At 51.7% G+C, this 19091-nt stretch carries 16 protein-coding genes and 1 pseudogene; 4 read left to right on the top strand and 13 right to left on the bottom strand.

Translation table 11 applies throughout. The features are described from left to right. Positions 1 to 3 precede the first annotated feature (3 nt). Complete coding sequence (locus ACK2JC_RS04440; RefSeq protein WP_320936888.1) at positions 4 to 2493, bottom strand: DEAD/DEAH box helicase family protein; 2490 nt, start codon at positions 2491 to 2493, stop codon at positions 4 to 6. A 160-nt stretch (positions 2494 to 2653) separates the two neighbouring features. Here ACK2JC_RS04440 and ACK2JC_RS04445 point away from each other — a divergent pair, with 160 nt between their 5' ends. Continuing rightward, positions 2654 to 3649, top strand: a complete 996-nt coding sequence (locus ACK2JC_RS04445; protein ID WP_092361657.1) for an ABC transporter substrate-binding protein — start codon at positions 2654 to 2656, stop codon at positions 3647 to 3649. A 63-nt stretch (positions 3650 to 3712) separates the two neighbouring features. Here ACK2JC_RS04445 and ACK2JC_RS04450 read toward each other — a convergent pair whose 3' ends face one another. Beyond that, positions 3713 to 5077 (bottom strand): AAA family ATPase, encoded by a 1365-nt coding sequence (locus tag ACK2JC_RS04450; RefSeq protein WP_320936887.1) that lies wholly within the window; start codon positions 5075 to 5077, stop codon positions 3713 to 3715. Positions 5078 to 5990: 913 nt separating this feature from the next. Between ACK2JC_RS04450 and ACK2JC_RS04455 the strand changes: the two are divergent. Next, positions 5991 to 6269 (top strand): annotated as a pseudogene (locus ACK2JC_RS04455) (ABC transporter substrate-binding protein); the annotation flags it as partial. A 98-nt stretch (positions 6270 to 6367) separates the two neighbouring features. Here the strand turns inward: ACK2JC_RS04455 and ACK2JC_RS04460 are convergent. The 3 genes from ACK2JC_RS04460 to ACK2JC_RS04470 all read right to left on the bottom strand — a co-directional run bounded on the left by ACK2JC_RS04460 (position 6368) and on the right by ACK2JC_RS04470 (position 9644). Next, entirely contained in the window at positions 6368 to 7222 is an 855-nt protein-coding gene (locus ACK2JC_RS04460) for a sialate O-acetylesterase (protein WP_320936886.1), read from the bottom strand. A gap of 56 nt (positions 7223 to 7278) precedes the next feature. Continuing rightward, entirely contained in the window at positions 7279 to 8196 is a 918-nt protein-coding gene (locus ACK2JC_RS04465; RefSeq protein ID WP_320936885.1) for an NmrA/HSCARG family protein, read from the bottom strand. Positions 8197 to 8468: 272 nt separating this feature from the next. Next, positions 8469 to 9644 (bottom strand): IS110 family transposase, encoded by a 1176-nt coding sequence (locus tag ACK2JC_RS04470; RefSeq protein WP_368272759.1) that lies wholly within the window; start codon positions 9642 to 9644, stop codon positions 8469 to 8471. A 283-nt stretch (positions 9645 to 9927) separates the two neighbouring features. On the opposite strand from ACK2JC_RS04470, the gene ACK2JC_RS04475 reads away from it, so the two are divergent. Continuing rightward, complete coding sequence (locus tag ACK2JC_RS04475) at positions 9928 to 10491, top strand: TetR/AcrR family transcriptional regulator (RefSeq protein ID WP_227169094.1); 564 nt, start codon at positions 9928 to 9930, stop codon at positions 10489 to 10491. Between the two features lie 97 nt (positions 10492 to 10588). Here ACK2JC_RS04475 and ACK2JC_RS04480 read toward each other — a convergent pair whose 3' ends face one another. From ACK2JC_RS04480 to ACK2JC_RS04505, 6 genes are all read right to left on the bottom strand, one after another. After that, on the bottom strand, positions 10589 to 10987 hold the full coding sequence (locus ACK2JC_RS04480) for a cytidine deaminase (protein WP_227169095.1): 399 nt from the start codon (positions 10985 to 10987) through the stop codon (positions 10589 to 10591). A 144-nt stretch (positions 10988 to 11131) separates the two neighbouring features. Continuing rightward, positions 11132 to 11452: a hypothetical protein gene (locus tag ACK2JC_RS04485; RefSeq protein ID WP_368272369.1), complete on the bottom strand. Its 321-nt coding sequence runs from the start codon at positions 11450 to 11452 to the stop codon at positions 11132 to 11134. Further along, entirely contained in the window at positions 11445 to 12173 is a 729-nt protein-coding gene (locus ACK2JC_RS04490) for a DNA alkylation repair protein (protein WP_320936106.1), read from the bottom strand. The genes ACK2JC_RS04485 and ACK2JC_RS04490 overlap by 8 nt, the downstream gene beginning before the upstream one ends. Positions 12174 to 12199: 26 nt before the next feature. Continuing rightward, entirely contained in the window at positions 12200 to 12898 is a 699-nt protein-coding gene (locus ACK2JC_RS04495; RefSeq protein ID WP_007710399.1) for a DUF554 domain-containing protein, read from the bottom strand. Positions 12899 to 13095: 197 nt separating this feature from the next. Next, the gene (locus tag ACK2JC_RS04500; RefSeq protein ID WP_320936107.1) at positions 13096 to 13905 is read right to left on the bottom strand and encodes a Sir2 family NAD-dependent protein deacetylase; all 810 of its coding nucleotides are present in this window, start codon (positions 13903 to 13905) and stop codon (positions 13096 to 13098) included. Positions 13906 to 14042: 137 nt separating this feature from the next. Further along, complete coding sequence (locus tag ACK2JC_RS04505) at positions 14043 to 15335, bottom strand: galactokinase (protein ID WP_118754883.1); 1293 nt, start codon at positions 15333 to 15335, stop codon at positions 14043 to 14045. 206 nt (positions 15336 to 15541) lie between these two features. On the opposite strand from ACK2JC_RS04505, the gene ACK2JC_RS04510 reads away from it, so the two are divergent. Then, the gene (locus ACK2JC_RS04510; RefSeq protein ID WP_320936108.1) at positions 15542 to 16714 is read left to right on the top strand and encodes a TIGR01212 family radical SAM protein; all 1173 of its coding nucleotides are present in this window, start codon (positions 15542 to 15544) and stop codon (positions 16712 to 16714) included. Here ACK2JC_RS04510 and ACK2JC_RS04515 read toward each other — a convergent pair. Together ACK2JC_RS04515 and ACK2JC_RS04520 are read right to left on the bottom strand one after the other, a co-directional pair. Further along, positions 16711 to 18105, bottom strand: coding sequence for an amidohydrolase family protein (locus tag ACK2JC_RS04515; RefSeq protein ID WP_092361677.1), 1395 nt, complete (start codon positions 18103 to 18105; stop codon positions 16711 to 16713). The two genes, ACK2JC_RS04510 and ACK2JC_RS04515, sit on opposite strands and share 4 nt — an antisense overlap. A gap of 39 nt (positions 18106 to 18144) precedes the next feature. Further along, entirely contained in the window at positions 18145 to 19086 is a 942-nt protein-coding gene (locus tag ACK2JC_RS04520; protein WP_107434393.1) for an ABC transporter permease, read from the bottom strand. Between the last annotated feature and the right edge of the window lie 5 nt (positions 19087 to 19091).

The following is a 19091-nucleotide window of genomic DNA, read 5'->3' on the forward strand; positions in this document are numbered from 1 at the left end:
GCGCTACAACTGCAATTTCTCATACCGCTTGCGGTAGTAGTCCATGGTCCGAAAATCGATCACATCCCTCATCTGCCCGGAAAAACCAGGCAGGCGCACCGCCTCATGCAGCTGGGGATTCAGCGCCAGCACCGCCCCTTCCTGCTCCACGAAAAATCCGTTTCCGGACTGCAGCAGGAAATGCACCGGGTTCTTCAGCGCTTCGCTCACACAGCGTTTCTTATCCCAGGTCCTGAAATCGCTGGTGCTCTTGTCCCGTTCCAGATCTTTCCAGTTATTGGCCGTGCTGTAAAATTCCTTGTAGCTCCGGTAAATGTCCTCCTCGTCGATGGCCGTCTTTAAATCCCCGTTATTGTAAAATGCCAGCAGCACCGTCATCTTGTAGGATTTGGACATCCCTGTGGTCTCCAGCAATTCCAGAAATTCGTTGCCGATGCTCTCAAAGACAGCCCGCTCCCGCTCCCCCAACTCCCCAAGGCTGTCCAGGTATCGCAGGTAATGTTTAAAGGGACTGGTCTTCATGCCGGCGCACAGCTGGAATACCTCGTCCTCCATGCAGGTGAACAGATCCATGCGGGTGGGCACTTTGCCGTCAAGCAGCTCCTTGACCCGGAAATACTCCTCCCGGACCCGGTCCTCCCGCTTCGCCTTCTTCTTTGCCATCTCCTGGAACAGGTCGATCAGCCGCATATCAAAATCCACCAGACAGTCGTCCGGGAATTCAAAATCCTGCGGCTCCATTTTCCCGGCCTCGGCGCTGGAATAGGGCTTGCCGCTCAGGAGGAAGGGCGCGGCTCCGGCCTTCTCATAGTTGCCGATAAAGTCCAGCACATTGAGGAATTCCTTACCACGGCTCTTTCGCAGACCTCTGCCCAGCTGCTGTAAAAACACCACCGGAGACTCCGTGGGCCGCAGAAACATGACCATATCCAGCTCGCTGATATCCAGTCCCTCGTTGAACATGTCCACGGAGAAGATCACACGGAGTTCGCCATCCCGCAGCCTACGCACGGCCTCGCTCCGGTCCGCCGCGTACTCCCCGTCACTGTCGCTGTACACCGCGGCGGCGGGAATATTCCGGCGGCAGAATTCCTTTGCCATCTGCTCTGCGTGCTTTCGCGAACAGCAGAAGCCCAAAGCCCGCCTGGACCTGTATTTACAGTAATACCGGTAGATCAGCTCGTAGCGCGTCCCCGCGGTCAGTTGTCCGGTCAGCTCCTCCTCCGCATACCTGCCCTTCACGATGCGGATCTGGGAATAATCCACCGTCTCATCGTAAATCCCATAATAGTGAAACGGCACCAGCAGCCCCTTGTTGATCGCATCCCTTAAATTGATCTCATAGGGGACATTGTAATCGCACAGCTCATAAAGACTCCTGCCGTCCAAACGGTCCGGCGTGGCTGTCAACCCCAGCAGAAACTCCGGCCGGAAATATTCGATGATGCGGCGGTACTGGTCCGTAACCGCGTGGTGGAACTCGTCGATCACAATATAGTCAAAGTAATCCCTGGCAAAATACCGCTCGTTTAAATAGGCGGGTCTTCCCAGGGTTGAGACCGAGGCGAAAACCACGGATTTCCCCGTGGTCTTTTCCCGGCCGGTAAAAAAGCCGTAATCCCGGGACTGGCGCACATTATAAAAGCTCTCCGCCGCCTGTCTCAAAATCTCATCCCGGTGGGCCACAAACAGCACCCGCTCAAAGCTCTGGGAGTCAAAGGCCGCCAGATATGTCTTGCCCACACCGGTGGCGGCCAGGACCAGTCCCTTTTTCGCGCCCTCCCTGCGGCTGTTCTTCAGCGCGTACAGGGCCTCGATCTGCGCGCCCCGGGGCTGAAACAGCGCCTCCACCTTCATTTCCGGTCCGAACTGGTCGTATTTCTCCAAATCCCGTTGAACAGCCGGCTTCTTCCACTCTCTGGAGTACCGGGCCAGCTCCTGATCGTCGATGAGAATCGAATGCCGGTAAAATAAATCCTCAAACGTCTCGTAGAACCGGCTGAAATTCCCACTGTCCCGCAGACTGTCGAAGTGATAATTCCACTCGATCCCGGAGGTCAGGGCGCTGCGGGACATATTGGACGAGCCGATGTAAATTTCTCCCAGGTCTCCGCGATGAAAAATGTATGCCTTGGGATGAAAGGACCGCCCCTTTTCGTTGTAAAACCGCAGCTCCACCTGATCCCCCAGCTGATCCTTGATCAGGTACAGCGCTCCCGGCTGGGTGATTCCCAGGTAGTTGCCCGTGAGAATCCGGATTTTCACCCCGCGGTCCAGAGCCTGCTTTAAATCTGCCAACAGCAGCCGCACCCCGGATTCCATAAGAAAGGACACGATAATGTCGATCTGCTCCGCGCAGGCCATGCTGCGTTTCAACTGGTACAGCAGGAAGCGGTTTTTGTCCCGCCCCCCGGTCAAAACGTCGCAGGGCTCGATGCCCACAATGATTTGTTCCGATTCGTCAAACGCTTCCCTAACCGTATTTTCCGTCATCTGCTCTCTCCCCGGCCAAATTCCGTATCTGCTTCATCCCATTTATCATACCATTATTTCCCAGGCCCGGCAATGGGAAAACATTTCCCAACCCGTTCACACTCCGCCCCGTCCCGCAATACAATGGTACTATGAGACTATGATTATTAAGGAGACGATTATGAGACGACTGCTCACTGTTTTTCTGGCAGGCTCCCTGGCCGCCCTCAGCCTGACCGGCTGTGGAAAGAAGGAGGCCGCCGGCGGGCTCACCCCTGTGACCTTAAACGAAGTGGCCCATTCCATATTCTATGCGCCCCAGTACGCGGCCATCGAACTGGGTTATTTTGAGGATGAGGGCATCGATCTGACACTGGTCAACGGGGCCGGCGCGGATAAAGTGATGACCGCCATGATTTCCGGCGATGCGGACATCGGTTTTATGGGATCCGAGGCCAGCATCTATACTTACGCCAACGGCAATGAGGACTACGCGGTCAACTTCGCCCAGTTGACCCAGCGGGCCGGCAACTTCCTGGTAGGCCGCCAGCCGGAAGCCAACTTTGACTGGAACAGCCTGAAGGGCAAGAAGGTGCTTGGAGGAAGAGCGGGCGGGATGCCCCAGATGGTATTCGAGTATATTCTGAAAAAGCACGGCCTGGACCCCAAGACGGATCTAAACATCGACCAGAGTATCAACTTCGGACTGACCGCCGCCGCCTTCACCAGCAACGACGCGGACTACACCGTGGAGTTCGAGCCCTTCGCCACCGGCCTGGAAATGGACGGAAGCGGCTACGTGGTGGCCTCCCTCGGCACGGAATCCGGCTATGTGCCCTACACGGCTTACTGTGCGAAGAAGAGTTATATGGAGAAGAATCCGGAGATTATTCAGAAGTTTACCAATGCGATCCAGAAAGGCATGGATTACGTCAACTCCCACTCCGCCGAGGAGATCGCCAAGACCATCCAGCCCCAGTTCCAGGAAACGCCCCTGGATAAGCTGACCATCATCGTGGACCGCTACAAATCCCAGGATACCTGGAAGGACGACACCATCTTTGAAAAAGACAGCTTCGAGCTGCTGCAGAACATTCTGGAGGAAGCCGGGGAGCTGCCCCAGCGGGTACCTTATGAAGATTTGGTGACCACGCAGTTTGCGGAGGCCGCGAAGTAAATCCTGATATTTATGCCGGATCACTCATTAATTCCCCGGGCCAATCGATGGCACGGGGAAATTTCAGTCTCCAATATCAAAGGCAATCCTGTCCGCCAGATAAATCGGCACAGTCAATATTTTTCCATCATCCGCCTTCCCGCCACAGGTTTCTCCCTTTAAATAATAAATATAATCTATCTTACCATCCTGGTACAGACGCGTCACGGTGTTACCGGAATGACTGCCAGCTTTCACCTCTACTCCGTAATTCTTATAATCCACAATACTTCTGACATAAAAATCCAGCTCGCCTTTTGTCTTACCATAAGTTGCAAACCACGGCGCATTCCCTGCTATATCCTTTGAAATACGCCTAAGCAGGGTCAAATACACGAAATTCTCTGCAACAATGCCCCTGATCGTTGCTTCATCCGCTCCCGCCCTGGCAACGAAGAAATGCGCGATCCCCACGTCGAGAAAATAGAATCTGTCGTTCTCTTTTATATTTAAATAATCACAGTCAATGCTTTTACCTGCATACCCGATTATGTGAGAGGACCGCAGCCAGCTGATTGCGTGGTTAATCATTTTTTTGGTAAATCTACCGCTTTCCTGCTTATAGACGATTTTACTCAAATCCTCGACTAAATCACCGACCCCCTGCTTCTCCCGAATCAACGTAACCGCAATCCCATGGAACAATTTTTCAAAGGTATCTGTTTCCATCACATCATCAAAGTATCGTTTTGATTCATTGGTAAAAATACTCATCAGACGCCCAAGCTCTGCATCACAGCGTTCCATGCTTTCATGCTCCAGATACATATTGACTACCGACGGATATCCTCCGATTCTCTGATATAATTCAAAGCAAGCTTTTAATTCCCGATATTTTACAGGATCGGAACCTCCGAATAGATCTATATTTTCGTACAGCTCACGTTTTCCAAATGCCTCTGCAAATTCTGCAAATGTCAATGTTTCCAGGGTTAAATCCTCAAAATCGCCGGCCGGAAGAAAGAATTCCTTAGACAACAGTCTGCCCAGATAACTGCCTGTAATAATTGCATAGCAGTCAAACTCTCTGGCAAGCGTTCGTACTAAATTAAAAACTCTGGAGGATTCCTGTATCTCGTCAATGACTATAACAGTATCTTTTGTATCTCTAAAATCACAGTCAAAAAGTTCAAACGCTTTGTGGACAGGTCTTTCTTCCCGCGGCGTTCCCGGTTCCCATTCACCCACTTTATCCAAACACTGTAAAAACTGCTCTCCAGAGGATTCGGCCATACTGATGTAAACCACATGCCGAAAGTTCTCGTATGCAAATTTTTTTAATATATGCGTCTTTCCTACTTGTCTAGCGCCGGATACCTGTAGAACTTTACCGGTATCGTCTTTTTTCCACCTCAACAAATTTTTATAAATATCTCTTTTCAGTTCCATTCTACTTCCGTCCAACCTTTCTTACATTATGTCCCCATTTCAATCCACACAGCCTTCGCAGACCTCGACCGTCTTGCACTAAGACCTTTGTCTGCGATTACGAATTTCAATCCACGAGGTCTTCGCAGACCTCGACGTCACTCACCGTTTCAATGTGGCTGCGGGGTTTATTATTTCAATCCACGAGGCCTTCACAGGCCCAGACCTGAACGTCACCAGCACAGAAAAACATGAGGAATTATTTCAATCCCCAGGGCCTTTGCAGGCTATGACGCATTTGCTTGGGAATCCAGTATCAATTCTCTCACCTTTCAATCCACACAGCCTTCGCAGACCTCGACCCAATCCCCGGTAAACACACCCTTGATAAACTGCATTTCAATCCACGAGGTCTTCGCAGACCTCGACAAAAATTCCGTTAGATGTGGTATAGTAATGGTGTCATTTCAATCCACGAGGTCTTCGCAGACCTAGACGTCTCTGCCAATTTCCTGCATTTCATCCTTGTTATTTCAATCCACGAGGTCTTCGCAGGCTGTGACGATGAACTGGACAACAGGCAGGCTTTCATAAAAGATATTTCAATCCACACAGCCTTCGCAGGCCGTGACAGCAAATGGTTTTTCTGAAAAGCAAACCGAAGCATTTCAATCCACACAGTCTTCGCAGACTGTGCCCCAAGAAGTCATTGGATGGTTTTGATTCTATATGTTTTATCACTATACGGCTCTGTAGAATATGATTATAGAACTTCATGAAATAACAGTAGTAAAGATATCCAAACCATAGCCCTTACCCTTCACTACATTATACCAGTTATTATACAAGCAAAACAACCATAACATTTCTTTTTCATACCTCTTACTTAGACAAAATACGTCTTTCTGTCTCAACTATAATTGAATTAGTATCCTTCGTTCAATCCATCCTAAAAGGCATGGATTACGTCAACTCCCACTCCGCCGAGGAGATCGCCAAGACCATCCAGCCCCAATTCCAGGAGACGCCCCTGGATAAGCTGACCATCATCGTAGACCGCTACAAATCCCAGGATACCTGGAAGGACGACACCATCTTTGAAAAAGACAGCTTCGAGCTGCTGCAGAATATTCTGGAGGAAGCCGGGGAGCTGCCCCAGCGGGTGCCCTATGAGGACCTGGTGACCACGCAGTTTGCGGAGGCGGCGAAGTAGCTGCCTGGCATTTATACCAACTGTACACAAATCCCCCGGGCCAATCGAAGCCCGGAGGATTTTCTTTTAATCTAATAACGCCAAACCATCCTAAATACTCATTCCAGAGTCTGCGCCATCCGCGCTTCAAAATCTCTGTACGATATATGACCTAACGCCATTTGCATACTTAAAAGGAATATTTTCTCGGCCTTTGTGTGTGCTCTCGCTTCAAGAATCAAAAGCTTTTCATCCTCATTTGTTAAAGGTTCTAATATATGTTGCTTGCGGTAAAATGCCTCGAAATACCGCAGACCAAACTTTCTTTGGGAAACTGCATTGATATGAATGCCGTCGGGATTGCAGGTAAGGTCCGCAGCATCCACAAAATAGCAATTATCGTTCTCAAAGGCAAATTGTTTCAACTTCTGATTGATGAGCGTATATTCAGTGCAATTCTTTCCAAAACCTGATCGGCCCAAAAAGTCTCCCAATCCGCCAATGATAATCGGAAGATTGGGTGTATCCAGTTCCTTCCTAAACCCCTGCATGATTCTATGCAATTTTTCATAATATTTTTCGTGCTTGCCTCCCATACCATCAGATTCGCCCTGATGCCACAAAATCCCCGTCAACTGACTGTTTTTCATGGCGAACCGGGCTTCGCTGATCGCGTGGTTATAGAGCGCGTTACCGACATCCCACTCATCGATTTCACTTCCGCCCTCGGCGCATGGTATGAGACCAATCTGGCCTTCTTTGTATTCATGACACCACGCTTCCGCAAATGATGCCGCAAGGCTGATACCAGCGACTGAACGGTCGCAGTTGATGGGCTCGGCCATCATCTGCCACCTTCCGTTGCGCAGCATGACAATTCTCTCATTTACAATCGGTTTTACTTCGTGGAGATAACCACGGCCTGCCATGTTCGATTGACCGATCATCAAAAACGATTTCACTGTATGTTCCATTTCGGATAAGCTCCTTGTTCTCTACATATTTTTTTACTGGTATAAATGCCTGCACTTTACCGGATGAAGATTTTTTCCCGGTGAGTAGCTGCCCACGTTTCGAGGTTGGTCAGCGGGACGCCATACTGCCTGGTTTTATTGATATCGAATCCAAAGCTGGGAGTGACGACCTCCATCCATTCCTGACCGCATACCGTACCTTCCAGCAGACCTCTGCGCACAGCCTCTTTGTGGCTGACGGCCTCATAAACCACGCTTTTTCCAAGCACGCGGCTCAGCGTTTGAGCCGCCTGGGACATCGACAATTCATCTCCAGCAACATCGATATCGCTCCGGTTGAACTCTTCCGGGTTTTCAAATGCTGCGCGGGCAAACTGTGCGGTATTGTCACCGCAGGTCCACTTTATTTGAGTATCAGGCTTTAATACACCGAAAAGTACGCCATCTCTCAGCTCCGGCGCCATTACCTTGGCGGACTCTTCCTCAAAGCTTTCCATGAACAGACATGGATGGAGAATTGTCCAATAACGAAAGCCACCGCTTCTGACAAATTCCTCAATCTGATATTTCTGCTCATAATAGCCGGTCAATGCTTTGTATTTGTTCCAGCGCGGAAATAAGTTGCTGCCTGCAACCGAAGTGTGAACCACCTGCTCAATTCCGGCTTTTTGAGCGGCCTTAACCATATTCGCCGCATTGCGCAGCTCGACAGACGGGTCGCACGGGTCTGCGTATTGGGCGGAAAATATGGCGGAAACACCTCTCATAGCGGGCTCAAGTGAACCGGCATCCGCCAGGTCGCCCTGCACAATCTCTGCTCCTTTTGCCGCAATTTCCTGCGCTGCGGCAGAATGTGGGTTTCTGCTGAGAATGCGAACGCGGTAATTGTGCTTCAGCAACTCCCGCGCAACATTGCCGCCCTGTACTCCTGTTCCGCCAATAATCAATATCGGCTGCCCTGTTGTCTCTATCATAACGATTACCCCCTTTTGGCTTCATTGGCAACATTATACTCCTGTTGTTCTAAAAAATCAATATCTAAGTAATTAAAATTATTACTGTAGTAATGTTATTGATTTTTAGAGTAAAGTATTTTATAATAAAAGACATACTTGAACGGAGGTGACAAACTATAAATAGTCAAGAGGATTTTGAAAAAATTTTCCTTTAGTAAAAATGGGTAACTTTAATAGACCATCTGAATGCAGTGTATTTCAGATGGGAAAAGGGTTATTTATGTAAGTAGCTATCTGAGCTTCAGCGCGTTAAAGTCTACCCCCTGCCTCTCCAATGCATAGATGACTCTAACAAGCTTCTTCGCCACATGGGTGACAGCAACCCTGTGTGGCTTGCCTTCTCCTCGTTTTTTGGCATAGTAAGCAGCAAATGTCATATCGAAACGGATTAGAGGAAGGCAGCAATTAATAAGGACATACCGGAGCTGAGACGAGCCGTGTTTCACCATCCGCCCTCCGTGTGATTCGGTTCCAGAATCGTTTATACCGGGTTCAATACCTGCAAATGCGAGCATCTGGGCCGGTGTTGAAAAGTTTGATATATCTCCGTATTCCGAATAAATGACGGCGGCAGATATAGGCCCGATGCCGGGAACAGACATATAGTGAGGATGCACTTCCTCGATCAGCCGGTTGATTTCCTTTTCAAGTGTGTCAATCTCTTTTATGAGAGACTTATATAGGGCAAGCAGGCTGTTCAGTTCCACATCAAAGATGGAGTTGTTTACGCCGACCGTATTGGCAGCAAGCTCCTTTAACCGAATGAACTGCTGGGGAGAAAATTTTCCTCTTGACAGGGAGCGTAGCTTCTCATAGGCTGCAGAATTCATTTTTACCATTTTTTCAGCAGAACCATAGTTTTCAAGAAGATAGAGAGCAGTCTTGGATAAGCGCTCATGAAAAAACGGCTTGAATTCAGGGAATGTGTGATCCAAGACATTTGTGATTTTCACAAGATAAAAAGAGCGCTGGCGAATGAGCCGATCTCTTAAACGTGTTAGTGACTTTAAGGAATAAGAGTGGTAAAATCCTTTTGAATGGGGTTTGTATTCAACAGTCATTAACCACCGAGCTATTGATTCGCAGTCAACAGAGTCGGTTTTGGTACGCCTGAGAGATGTGGATTTCTTGTATTCCTTGATAAGAAGTGGATTAATTTCCATGAAGCTGTGGTGGGCATTTTCAAGGAAGAGTTCAAGATTGAGGGCATAGTGTGCTGTTGATTCAAACCCTATTTTTATGTTATCTGGATTGGAGAGGGAATTAAAAACAGTAAGCAACTGTTCAAAGCCAGCTTTATCATTTTTAACGGTAAGTTTTGAAACAATCTTTTGATCAACTGCCGATATAATACAGCAATCGTGTTTGTACTTGGAAATATCAATTCCGACAAAGTACATGGCCATAGAGTAATACCTCCTGATAAAAATATTTTGAGCACTGTTGTCTTCCACAGGGAATTCGGTTGTGTAATCACGTAAATAGAAACGTCAGGCGTTAACAAACTGATTAACAGTAATAGACGAAAAGCTGTGGTCTGAGTCACCTCGGAACAGTCAAAGCTGTAAAAAGATAGGTACAGATCCACAGTGCCAAAGTAAATATATCAGATAAGGATTGAATAACCCAGTAGAACCTGGGAGAAAGGAAAATCCAATCACTTTCTAATATGATTGGATTATACGTGCTATGATGGCTAAAAAGGGAGCTACCAAAGAGGCGCTTTTGACGGCCGCCATTGATTTGTTTCAGAAACATGGTTTTGAAAACATCACCATCGATGACATCTGTAAAGAAATTAATGTTACGAAAACGGCATTTTATTATTACTACAAATCAAAGGACGAATTGGTTCGCGATTATTTTTCCGCCGACAACATGCTGAGCAGTGATGAATTAGCCTCTATTCTGAGCGCGCATGACTATGCGAATCAAGTTCTGAGGATTATCGAAACGCGCATCCGCCATGTCACAAAGGCCGGTGTCGCTCTGACAAAAGAGTTGTACCGCATATACCTGAATGACCAGGTTATCCCTGTGCTGCCGGAACAGGGCGGGCTGACGGATATCGTAATCAGCTTGATTGAACGGGCCCAGCAGGAAGGACAGATTAAACGCACCGCCTCACCCAAGATACTGGGCGACTCACTGTGTTGCTTATCCAATGGCATTATCCTCAAATGGATTATGACAGGCGGCGAATTCGATATTACCGATGAGAACCGCTTGCTGTTCGAAGCGCTGTTTTTGTAGCATTAGAGCGTGTCGCAAACTTCTGTTTTATCGCGCAGAAAAGGCGCTGCTGCTCCAGTCGATAATGGATCTACTTTTGCAGCACCCCCTACCATTTTTAATCCTCTACCTTATAGGAAAAGGGCAGCAGCTCCTCTGCCCTAATTTTCTTGTTCTCCCCATTTACGGACAGAATCACTTCACATTCCGGCATGTAATCGTGTAAGATCTGACGGCAGTTACCACACGGCGGTATCATTTCTTCTCCACATTTCCCACGAACCGCGACGATCGTTTCAAAATCTCTTTCTCCATTTGTAATAGCGGTTCCGATTGCAACTTGTTCTGCACACGCCCCATGTAAGGAATAAACATTGACGCCAATATAGATTTTTCCATTTTTACATCGAACGGCTGATCCTACGGTATGACAATAATTCAACTCATCATAATTTAACCGGATCGCTTTTTGTGCCTCGGCTATTAGTTCATAATCTTTGCCTGTCAATTCACGCATTTTTGTGCTCCTTGAATTTTAATCCATATTTCCTTCCAGTTCCATCTTCCCTGCTTTCAGGCGGGTTACAACCCTTGATTGGCTGGGGCGGTTTCGAATGATTCAATTATAATCAGAAGCAAACTCCAATCGACCGCTCCCCAATCACAGACCATGTTCCAACGACGCTAAACTATCATAAATACTTGAAATATGATAGATCCCCTTCCGTTTCCCCAGAACGGCCCAAACCAGTCCGTCACTCTCATCATCAAGGATTTCTGCAATATAGGCGCTGCCATACTGAAACACGCGCCGCGGATATTCATTTTCTGAAAAGTCTGTTTTTGACAGTTTTATCTTATCAAGAATATTACAATTATGCTCTCTGATAAATTTCAGTTCTTCCTCTGAATAATTTACGTCTAATTTAAATACCATGACTGCTCCTGTCGCCGGTTTTACCACATATCTTGCTCTATTCAACCGCAACACAATCTCCCGCCCCCATTTGCGTTTTCGTCGAAATCAAACGAGTCCGGCCTTCAACTTTCACCAAATGTTCCAACTCTTTCATGGCATCTTTCGCAACCCAAATCTGTGCTTTATTTCCGCTATGCAACATTTCATGGGCTGTTAAAAGGGCCTTTTCATTGGAGTCAAAATCTCTCTTTCCAATTTCTCTTAACGCCCAGGACACGGCTTTTTTTACTTGATCCTGTTCAATATCTGAATCCCCCTTGATTTGTTCCAAATACCCGTCCAAAGTGTCGACGGAAAGCTTTTTGTTGTGAACAGCCGCTGTGGCGATGAGCGTGTAAGCCGCTCGTTTTTTGTAAGTATGAGCCGATTTGCTCCATTTATCGATAAAGTCCTCGTAGTCATTCATTTTGGCGATCAGGTTTTTACACAGATGATCGCACAAATCCCATGAAACCACCTCATCCATGAGTGTTTCAATATCGGCGTGTGTGATGTGCTTCTTGTCAAACACAAGAACCGCCAGCAATTTTGCCTCATGATAACCCGTGTTCCACAATTCAAACGCCAGTTCATTGGACTTTCCGGCTTTTTTTGCAATCGCCCGCACCTCGCCCGTTGACACGCCGATACAACACTCCTCCGGTATTCCCATTCTCACAACATTGGCTTTGTATTTTTCAGAAGCCCGCGACTGTAACTCCTCCATAATTTCTCTACATTCCATAAATCCCCTCCAATTTTCAAATCCGCTCAGACCGGCAGCGTCAGCCACCACCGTGAGATAAAGAACACCAGCACCAGCGCCGGCACCATGTTGATCACGCGGAAATAGCGGATCTTGGCAATTTTCAGACCCACCGCCAGGGTAATGATTCCGCCCACCGCCTTGAAATCGCTGACCATCTGCTGGTTCAGCAGCGGCATGAGCAGACTGCCCAGGAAAAACAGCAGCGTGCCGATACACATCTGCGGCACAGCGATCACCCCCACCAGATAACCGCTGGTAGCGCCGAATATGATAGCGGTAAAGAAATCCATGATCGCCTTGGAAATCAGGATGGAGTGATCCCCGGACAGGCCGGAGTTCATGGCGCCGAACAGGCCCGTCCCGCTGAAGCAGAACAGGATGATCATACTGATAATGTTGTCCAGCTGTTCCTCGGACAGCGAGTCCCCGGGCAGCCTGGAAGCCAGGCGTGAGAGCCCGCGGCTCAGGCCGTGCTCGATATTAAAGCATTCCCCGATTAAAGTTCCCAGAATAATGGACATGACCACCGCCGACAGGGCCGAGAGCTGGATGATCAGGTAAATGCCCATGGTGATGGCGGAAAGCCCGAACACCCCGGTGAGAGCGTCGTTGATCCGCTGTGGGATGCGCCCGCCCACCAGGGCCCCCACGATGCCGCCCAGAAAAATGGCGGCGGTGTTGATAAGTACGCCGACTGGCATATGATAACCTCCTTTGCCGGCTTTTCACCGGTATGTAAAATTTTCCCTGTTAAAAAGCTTAACATATGCGTTCCGAAAATGCAATGGGCTGCAAACTTCCCCCGCCGCCACTGCGCAAAAAAGCCGCCGGTCCACCGCATTTCACGGCAGCCCGACGGCTTTTCCCTTTTTCCAATTTTCCTATCGGTCCGTTCCATCTAACCGTTTTGGGCCTCCGGGTTCTCCACCACCCGCAGCCTGCTTTTCAGGAGCTGCCTGTTCCTCTCCCGCTCCAGGTATCCCAACCCGGGGAGCACGTTCTGCGGCATATCGTAGACCACCAGGTCCGCCTTCTCATCCAGGGGCCTTGGAAGGCAGTGGATCATAATCAAACTGCTTCCCTTAAAATAACGGATATACTGGCTGTAGACGTCAGACCGCAGGGAGGTGCCCAGCAGAAGCAGCAGGTCGGCCCGGGATATCTCCTGGGCGGTGCGGCTCATGCTGTTGCTGTCCACCATCTCGCCGAACAGGGAGACGCCGGGGCGGATGACCGCATGACAGTCCTGGCACAGCGGCACGGGTACGGAATTTATCATATAATCCACGCCGTACTGCCTGCCGCAGCGCGGGCAGCGATTGTGGTAAACGCTTCCGTGGAGACAGATCGCATGTTTGCCCCCGGCCTTTATGGGGGCATCGTGCAGGTTGATGGTCACCAGGCACTGCAGCTTTCCGGCCCGCTCCATAGCCGCCAGCTCGTACGCTGCAGGGGAAATCTGCATTTCCTGCTTAAGTATCTCCTCCCGGTAGAACTGAAAGAACCGCTCCGGGTGCCTGGAGTAACAGGCGATATTGAAGAGCTCCTCAGGGGACGCCCCGTATTTCTCCTCAATCTCGTAAGCCCGGTCCTCCCGCTTTAATCCCTTTAAACCCACTTCCTCCATCATGCCGGAACCGCAGAGCGCCACCGTATAGCGGCTCTCCTCCACCATGGTTTTCATGCGCTCCAGTATTTCTCTGTCCATATGGTCTCCTTTCCAGTGGTCCCCGTTCACGTCTTCGCCCCAAGACATTGGTCACATCCGGTACATCCCATATGGCTTCATTATACTGCGTTTGCCAGCGCTTTACCAGACAATAGCGCATAAATATTATATAAATATTATATTAATTCACTCACACAGACCGCTCCGTAAGGCCGGATGCTCATCCGGTAGGCGCTGCCCTTACCCGTGGCCTTCTCGATACAGGAAATATACTCGTCCACCAGATCGTTTGGCAGCATGGCCATGATCACGCCCGCAAATCCGCCGCCGTGAACCCGGCAGGCGCCCCGCTGCTTTTCTGCGATAAACAGCTCAGTCAGAGCCAGAGCCACCGTGATGCCCTGTTCCTGAAGGCTGGCGGTGGTGTAGCAGTTCTGCAGCCATTTCCAGGAAGAATTTCCGGAAGCGGTGATGTTGGTCAGGAAATCTCCAAACCGGTTCTCCTTTAACGCCGCCACCTCGGCCTCCACCCGTTTGTTCTCCTCAAAGAAATGCAGGGCCCGCAGCACGGAGCGGTCTCCGGCGAACTCCCGGATCTCGGCGATGTGTTCCAAAACCTCGGCCTCGCTGACCTGGGCCAGCACCTCTTTGCCGAAGAATTGCGCCACCTTCTTCATCTCGTTGGGAACGGAGGAGTAATCCGCGCTGAGATCCGCGTGGCCCTTGCCGGTCTGCACGATGATCAGACTGTGATTCTGGGAACCGAAGTCAAAGTCGATCTTCTCCACCACCGGATCCGAAGGCTCCAGGAAATCGATGGTGATCAGGCCGCCCACCGCGCAGGCCATCTGGTCCAGCAGGCCGGAAGCCTTGGCCCAGTATTTGTTCTCCGCAAACTTTCCAATGTGAGCGTAGGCCACGGTGTCCATGCGGCCCTCGTTGAAAAAGGTATTCAAAATGGAGCAGAGAAGCATCTCAAAGGAAGCGGAGGAGCTGACGCCCGCGGCGCTGATCACGTTGCTTGTGATATACGCGTTGAATCCGCCCACCGTATAGCCGGACTCCTCAAATCCCTTTAACAGGCCCTTGACCAGGTCCACGGTGCCCGCCAGCTTGGGGCTGGGCTCCAGCTGATTTAAGTCAATGGTAAAGTCCTGGTTGTAGGTCTCGCTGACGATGCGCACCTGGCTGGAGTTGTTCTTTGCAGCCACTCCCACACAATCCAGGTTGATGCTTCCGGCCAGAACCTTGCCGTGGTTGTGGTCCGTGTGGTTGCCGCTGATCTCCGTGCGCCCCGGCGAGGAGAAAAGCTTTACATCCTTGTACTCCCCGAAGGTTTTCTCAAATCCTGCCAGAAGTTCCTGATAGCGCTTCACCTGTTCCCCAACCGCTTCTTTTCCGTAAAGCGCCCCCAGCAGCTTACCGGCCGGTTCGCTCTCCATCAGACGGATCGTTTCCTTCACATTCATGACTTGCCTCTCCTTTTATGTAAAATTTTCGGGCAGGCTCCCTGTCCTCATTGTGACTATTTTAACACAGCCGCTTGCCGGGCTTCAATAGAATATTTTCTTAATATATAGCAAAATTTATCAGTCCGGATTTGCCTCCCTTTCATTTTCTGCTATAATCAAATTCAAAGCCCTGCCCCGCCGGGCCAAACTACAGGAGGTAAAACATGGACTGGAACCAAAAACCCTATCACTCCCTGGACTATGAGCTGAAACGCCGGTTCGGGCGCAAAATCTACAAGCTGTCCCTGGACGGAGGCATGACCTGCCCCAACCGGGACGGGACTCTGGGAAACCGGGGCTGTATCTTTTGCAGCAGCGGCGGTTCCGGAGATTTCGCCGCCAAAGCCTGCCCGGACGTGTGGGAGCAGATCGAGGCCGCCAAGGCCCGTGTGCGCCGGAAAATGCCCCCGGGAAGCAGCGGCACAACGATCGTCCCGGGAAGCAACGGCGCAACGACCGCCCCGGAAAGCAACGGCGCAACGACCGCCCCGGGAAACAGCGGCGCAACGATCGCCCCGGGAAGCAACGGCGCAACGACCGCCCCGGGAAGCAACGGCGCAACGACCGCCCCGGAAAGTCGCGGCAACGCAAGTACCGCCTCTGAATGCAACGCAAGCGCAAATACCTCCCCCGAAAGCCGCGCCGCCCCACCCCCCTCCTATATCGCCTACTTCCAGTCCTACACGAACACCTACGCCCCTCTCCCCCGGCTGCGCAGCCTCTTTGAGCGGGCCGTCTCCCACCCGGACGTCGCCTTGCTCTCCGTGGCCACCAGGCCGGACTGCCTCCCCGATGAGACCGTCTCCCTGCTGGCCGGTTTGAACCGCAGGAAGCCGGTGTGGGTGGAGCTGGGATTACAGACCGTACACGAGGACACAGCCCGGTTCATCCGGCGCGGGTACGGCTTTCCCGTGTTTGAGGATGCCTGCCGCCGCCTGAAGGCGGCCGGCATCACCGTGGTGGTCCACGTGATTCTCGGCCTGCCGGGCGAGGATCGGGAACGGATGCTTGAAACCATAACCCGCATGGCGGATTTCTCCCGGGCCGGGCTCATCGACGGCATCAAGCTGCAGCTTCTGCACGTGCTAAAAGGGACGGATCTGGCGGATTATTACCAGAACCATCCCTTTCCCATCTTTTCCATGGAGGAATACATTGATTTTGTCATCGACTGCGCCGAGCTTCTGCCCCCGGAGCTGGTGATCCACCGCCTCACCGGCGACGGCCCCAAGTCCCTGCTCGTCGCGCCCTCATGGAGCGGCAACAAACGGCTGGTGTTAAACACGCTGGCCAGGCGCTTTAAAGAGCGGAATACCTGGCAGGGGCGTCTCTCCTAGTTCGCCGTCCAATACTCCTTAAACTGCCCCCGAAGCACCCTGGTGCAGGCGGCCTCGCCCTCCCGGGCCAGCCGCTCCTCATCCACGCCGGTCAGGCGGCCGTCCGCGAACACCACCCTGCCGTTTACCATCGTCAAATCCACCGGGCCCGTTACGCCGCCCCGGGCCAGCAGGTTAGCGGGATCGTGAACCGCCCCGGCAAGCTCCAGCTTCTCAGTGCCGACCATAAACAGATCCGCTCCCTTTCCAGGTTCCAGAGAGCCCAGATCCGTGCGTCCAAGGGTCTTTGCCCCGTTCACTGTGGCGATTTTCAACAGATCGTAGGAGGACAGGCTTCCGCCTCTCGCCTTACTGTGGAAGGCCTGCATGAGATAGGCCATGCGCAGGGAATCCAAAAGGTTGGAGCTGTCGTTGGTGGCGGAGCCGTCGCAGCCCAGGCTGATCAGCATGCCCTCACGCTGCATGGCCCTCATGTCCAGAATGGGGAATCCGCCCAGAACCGCCGGCGCCGGGCAGTGGGAGACGCCGGTCCCCGTGCTTCCCATCACCTTGTACTCCTCCGGCTGCAGCTCCCAGCCGTGGGCGATCCAGACGTCCGGTCCCACAAACCCGATCTCCCGGCACCAGTCCAGGGTGCGCTTGCCGTAGCGCTCCACCATGATCTCATTTTCTCCCTCTCCCAGATGGGTGTGTAAATGCACGCCCTTGTCCCGGGCCAGCTTCACGGATTCCACAAAGGTTTCCTTGTAGCTGTTCATGGGCTGGCAGGGCGCGATCACCACCTGACGCATAGAGAAGGGAGCGGGATCGTGGTACGCCTCAATGATGCGCTCACAGTCCTTTAAAAACTCGTCCGTAGTCTCCAGCATCTCCTCGGGTATGGTGCTCCCCAGCTCTCTCGGCAGAGTGTTGGTGCCTCTGCCCATGTGATAGCGTATGCCCAGCTGCTCCGCCGCCTCAAACTGCCGGTCCGCCGGAGTCTTGCCGGTGGACCGGGTGTAACAGTATTGATGGTCAAATGCGCAGGTACAGCCGTGTTTCAGCAGGTCCGCCATGGCGGTCAGGGAGCTGTAGTAGATCACATCCCCGTCGATCCGGGCAAAAATCGGGTAAATCTTGTCCAGCCACTCCGGCACCGACATGTTGGGATAATCGATGGTCATCATGTTGCGCACAAAGGTCTGGAAAAAGTGATGATGGGTGTTCACCAGCCCGGGATAAACGAATTTTCCGGTCCCGTCGATCACATGGGCCCCCTGCTCCGGCAGCCCGCGGCCGATCTTCTCGATTCTTGGGCCGTCGATCAGCAGATCCGCCCCGTAAAACACCTGGTCCAACTCATCGCAGGTCACAATGGCCCGCGCGTTCTTGATCAATATTTTCTCTGACATAAACTTCTCCTCCTCGATTCACCGCTAAACTTTGGACAACTACCTGGAACCCCGGATATAGGGTACCGCCAGGCTCTCCGGCTCGCTGCGCTTTCCGATGGAGCCCAGCAGGGCCAGTAAGGTAATCATGTAGGGCAGCATGGCCAGCGCCTGGTTGGGGATGGCGATCCCCAGGGCCTGAAGCCGGATCTGGAGCGCGCTCGCCCCGCCGAAGAGCAGCGCCGCTCCGAACATGCCAAGCGGCGTGTACCGGCCCAGAATCACCGCCGCCAGGGCGATATAACCCCGCCCGGAGATCATATTTTCCGTAAATTTTCCAAGCTGGACCAGCACCAGGCTGGCTCCGCCGATGCCTCCCAGGACGCCGTTCACCGCGATGGCGGCCCACTGGTAACGGTAAACGGGAATCCCCGCCGCATCCGCCGCCCTCGGGTGTTCCCCCACCGCCGTGAACGCCAGGCCCGCGGAGGTCTTTTTGTAAAATACCACCGTCAGCGCGATCAGCCCGTAGGCGGCGTAGGTCAGGATATCCTGGTTGAAAAAAGCGTTTCCGATCAGCAAAATGGAGCCGAGGACCGGAATTTTAAAGGTCCCAAAGGTTCCGATCTGCTGATAAGCCTGGCCCGTGCTCATCAGCTTATAGAGAAAGCTGGTGAGGCCCAGCATGAACATGTTGAGGGCGATTCCGCTGACGGACTGGTTCTGCTTCAGATGAATGCAGAGAAATCCATGGATCGCGCTGACTAAAAGTCCCCCCGCCATGCCCGCCAGCAGGCCCGGCAAAAGCCCGCCTCCGTAGTACGCCCCGGCAAAGGAGAAAAACGCGCCTCCCAGCATCACGCCCTCCAGCCCGATATTCAAAATTCCCGCGCGCTCCAAAAACACTTCGCCAAGCCCTGCGTAGATCAGAGGGGCGGCCATGCGCACGGCGGCCGTGAGAAAGGCCGTTAGAAAACTCATTGTCAAAATCTGTTCCAGCATTATGC

This window comes from Enterocloster lavalensis, from assembly GCF_046603895.1.
Lineage (GTDB): Bacteria > Bacillota > Clostridia > Lachnospirales > Lachnospiraceae > Enterocloster > Enterocloster lavalensis.

Excerpts from the sequence above, each read along its gene's own strand:
- ACK2JC_RS04480 (WP_227169095.1), bottom strand. The coding sequence starts at position 10,987 with ATGCGTGAATTGACAGGCAAAGATTATGAACTAATAGCCGAGGCACAA.
- ACK2JC_RS04515 (WP_092361677.1), bottom strand. The coding sequence starts at position 18,105 with ATGTCAGAGAAAATATTGATCAAGAACGCGCGGGCCATTGTGACCTGC.
- ACK2JC_RS04465 (WP_320936885.1), bottom strand. The coding sequence starts at position 8,196 with ATGATAGAGACAACAGGGCAGCCGATATTGATTATTGGCGGAACAGGA.
- ACK2JC_RS04490 (WP_320936106.1), bottom strand. The coding sequence starts at position 12,173 with ATGGAATGTAGAGAAATTATGGAGGAGTTACAGTCGCGGGCTTCTGAA.
- ACK2JC_RS04460 (WP_320936886.1), bottom strand. The coding sequence starts at position 7,222 with ATGGAACATACAGTGAAATCGTTTTTGATGATCGGTCAATCGAACATG.
- ACK2JC_RS04440 (WP_320936888.1), bottom strand. The coding sequence starts at position 2,493 with ATGACGGAAAATACGGTTAGGGAAGCGTTTGACGAATCGGAACAAATC.
- ACK2JC_RS04495 (WP_007710399.1), bottom strand. The coding sequence starts at position 12,898 with ATGCCAGTCGGCGTACTTATCAACACCGCCGCCATTTTTCTGGGCGGC.
- ACK2JC_RS04470 (WP_368272759.1), bottom strand. The coding sequence starts at position 9,644 with ATGGCCATGTACTTTGTCGGAATTGATATTTCCAAGTACAAACACGAT.
- ACK2JC_RS04500 (WP_320936107.1), bottom strand. The coding sequence starts at position 13,905 with ATGGACAGAGAAATACTGGAGCGCATGAAAACCATGGTGGAGGAGAGC.
- ACK2JC_RS04520 (WP_107434393.1), bottom strand. The coding sequence starts at position 19,086 with ATGCTGGAACAGATTTTGACAATGAGTTTTCTAACGGCCTTTCTCACG.
- ACK2JC_RS04510 (WP_320936108.1), top strand. The coding sequence starts at position 15,542 with ATGGACTGGAACCAAAAACCCTATCACTCCCTGGACTATGAGCTGAAA.
- ACK2JC_RS04475 (WP_227169094.1), top strand. The coding sequence starts at position 9,928 with ATGATGGCTAAAAAGGGAGCTACCAAAGAGGCGCTTTTGACGGCCGCC.
- ACK2JC_RS04445 (WP_092361657.1), top strand. The coding sequence starts at position 2,654 with ATGAGACGACTGCTCACTGTTTTTCTGGCAGGCTCCCTGGCCGCCCTC.
- ACK2JC_RS04505 (WP_118754883.1), bottom strand. The coding sequence starts at position 15,335 with ATGAATGTGAAGGAAACGATCCGTCTGATGGAGAGCGAACCGGCCGGT.
- ACK2JC_RS04450 (WP_320936887.1), bottom strand. The coding sequence starts at position 5,077 with ATGGAACTGAAAAGAGATATTTATAAAAATTTGTTGAGGTGGAAAAAA.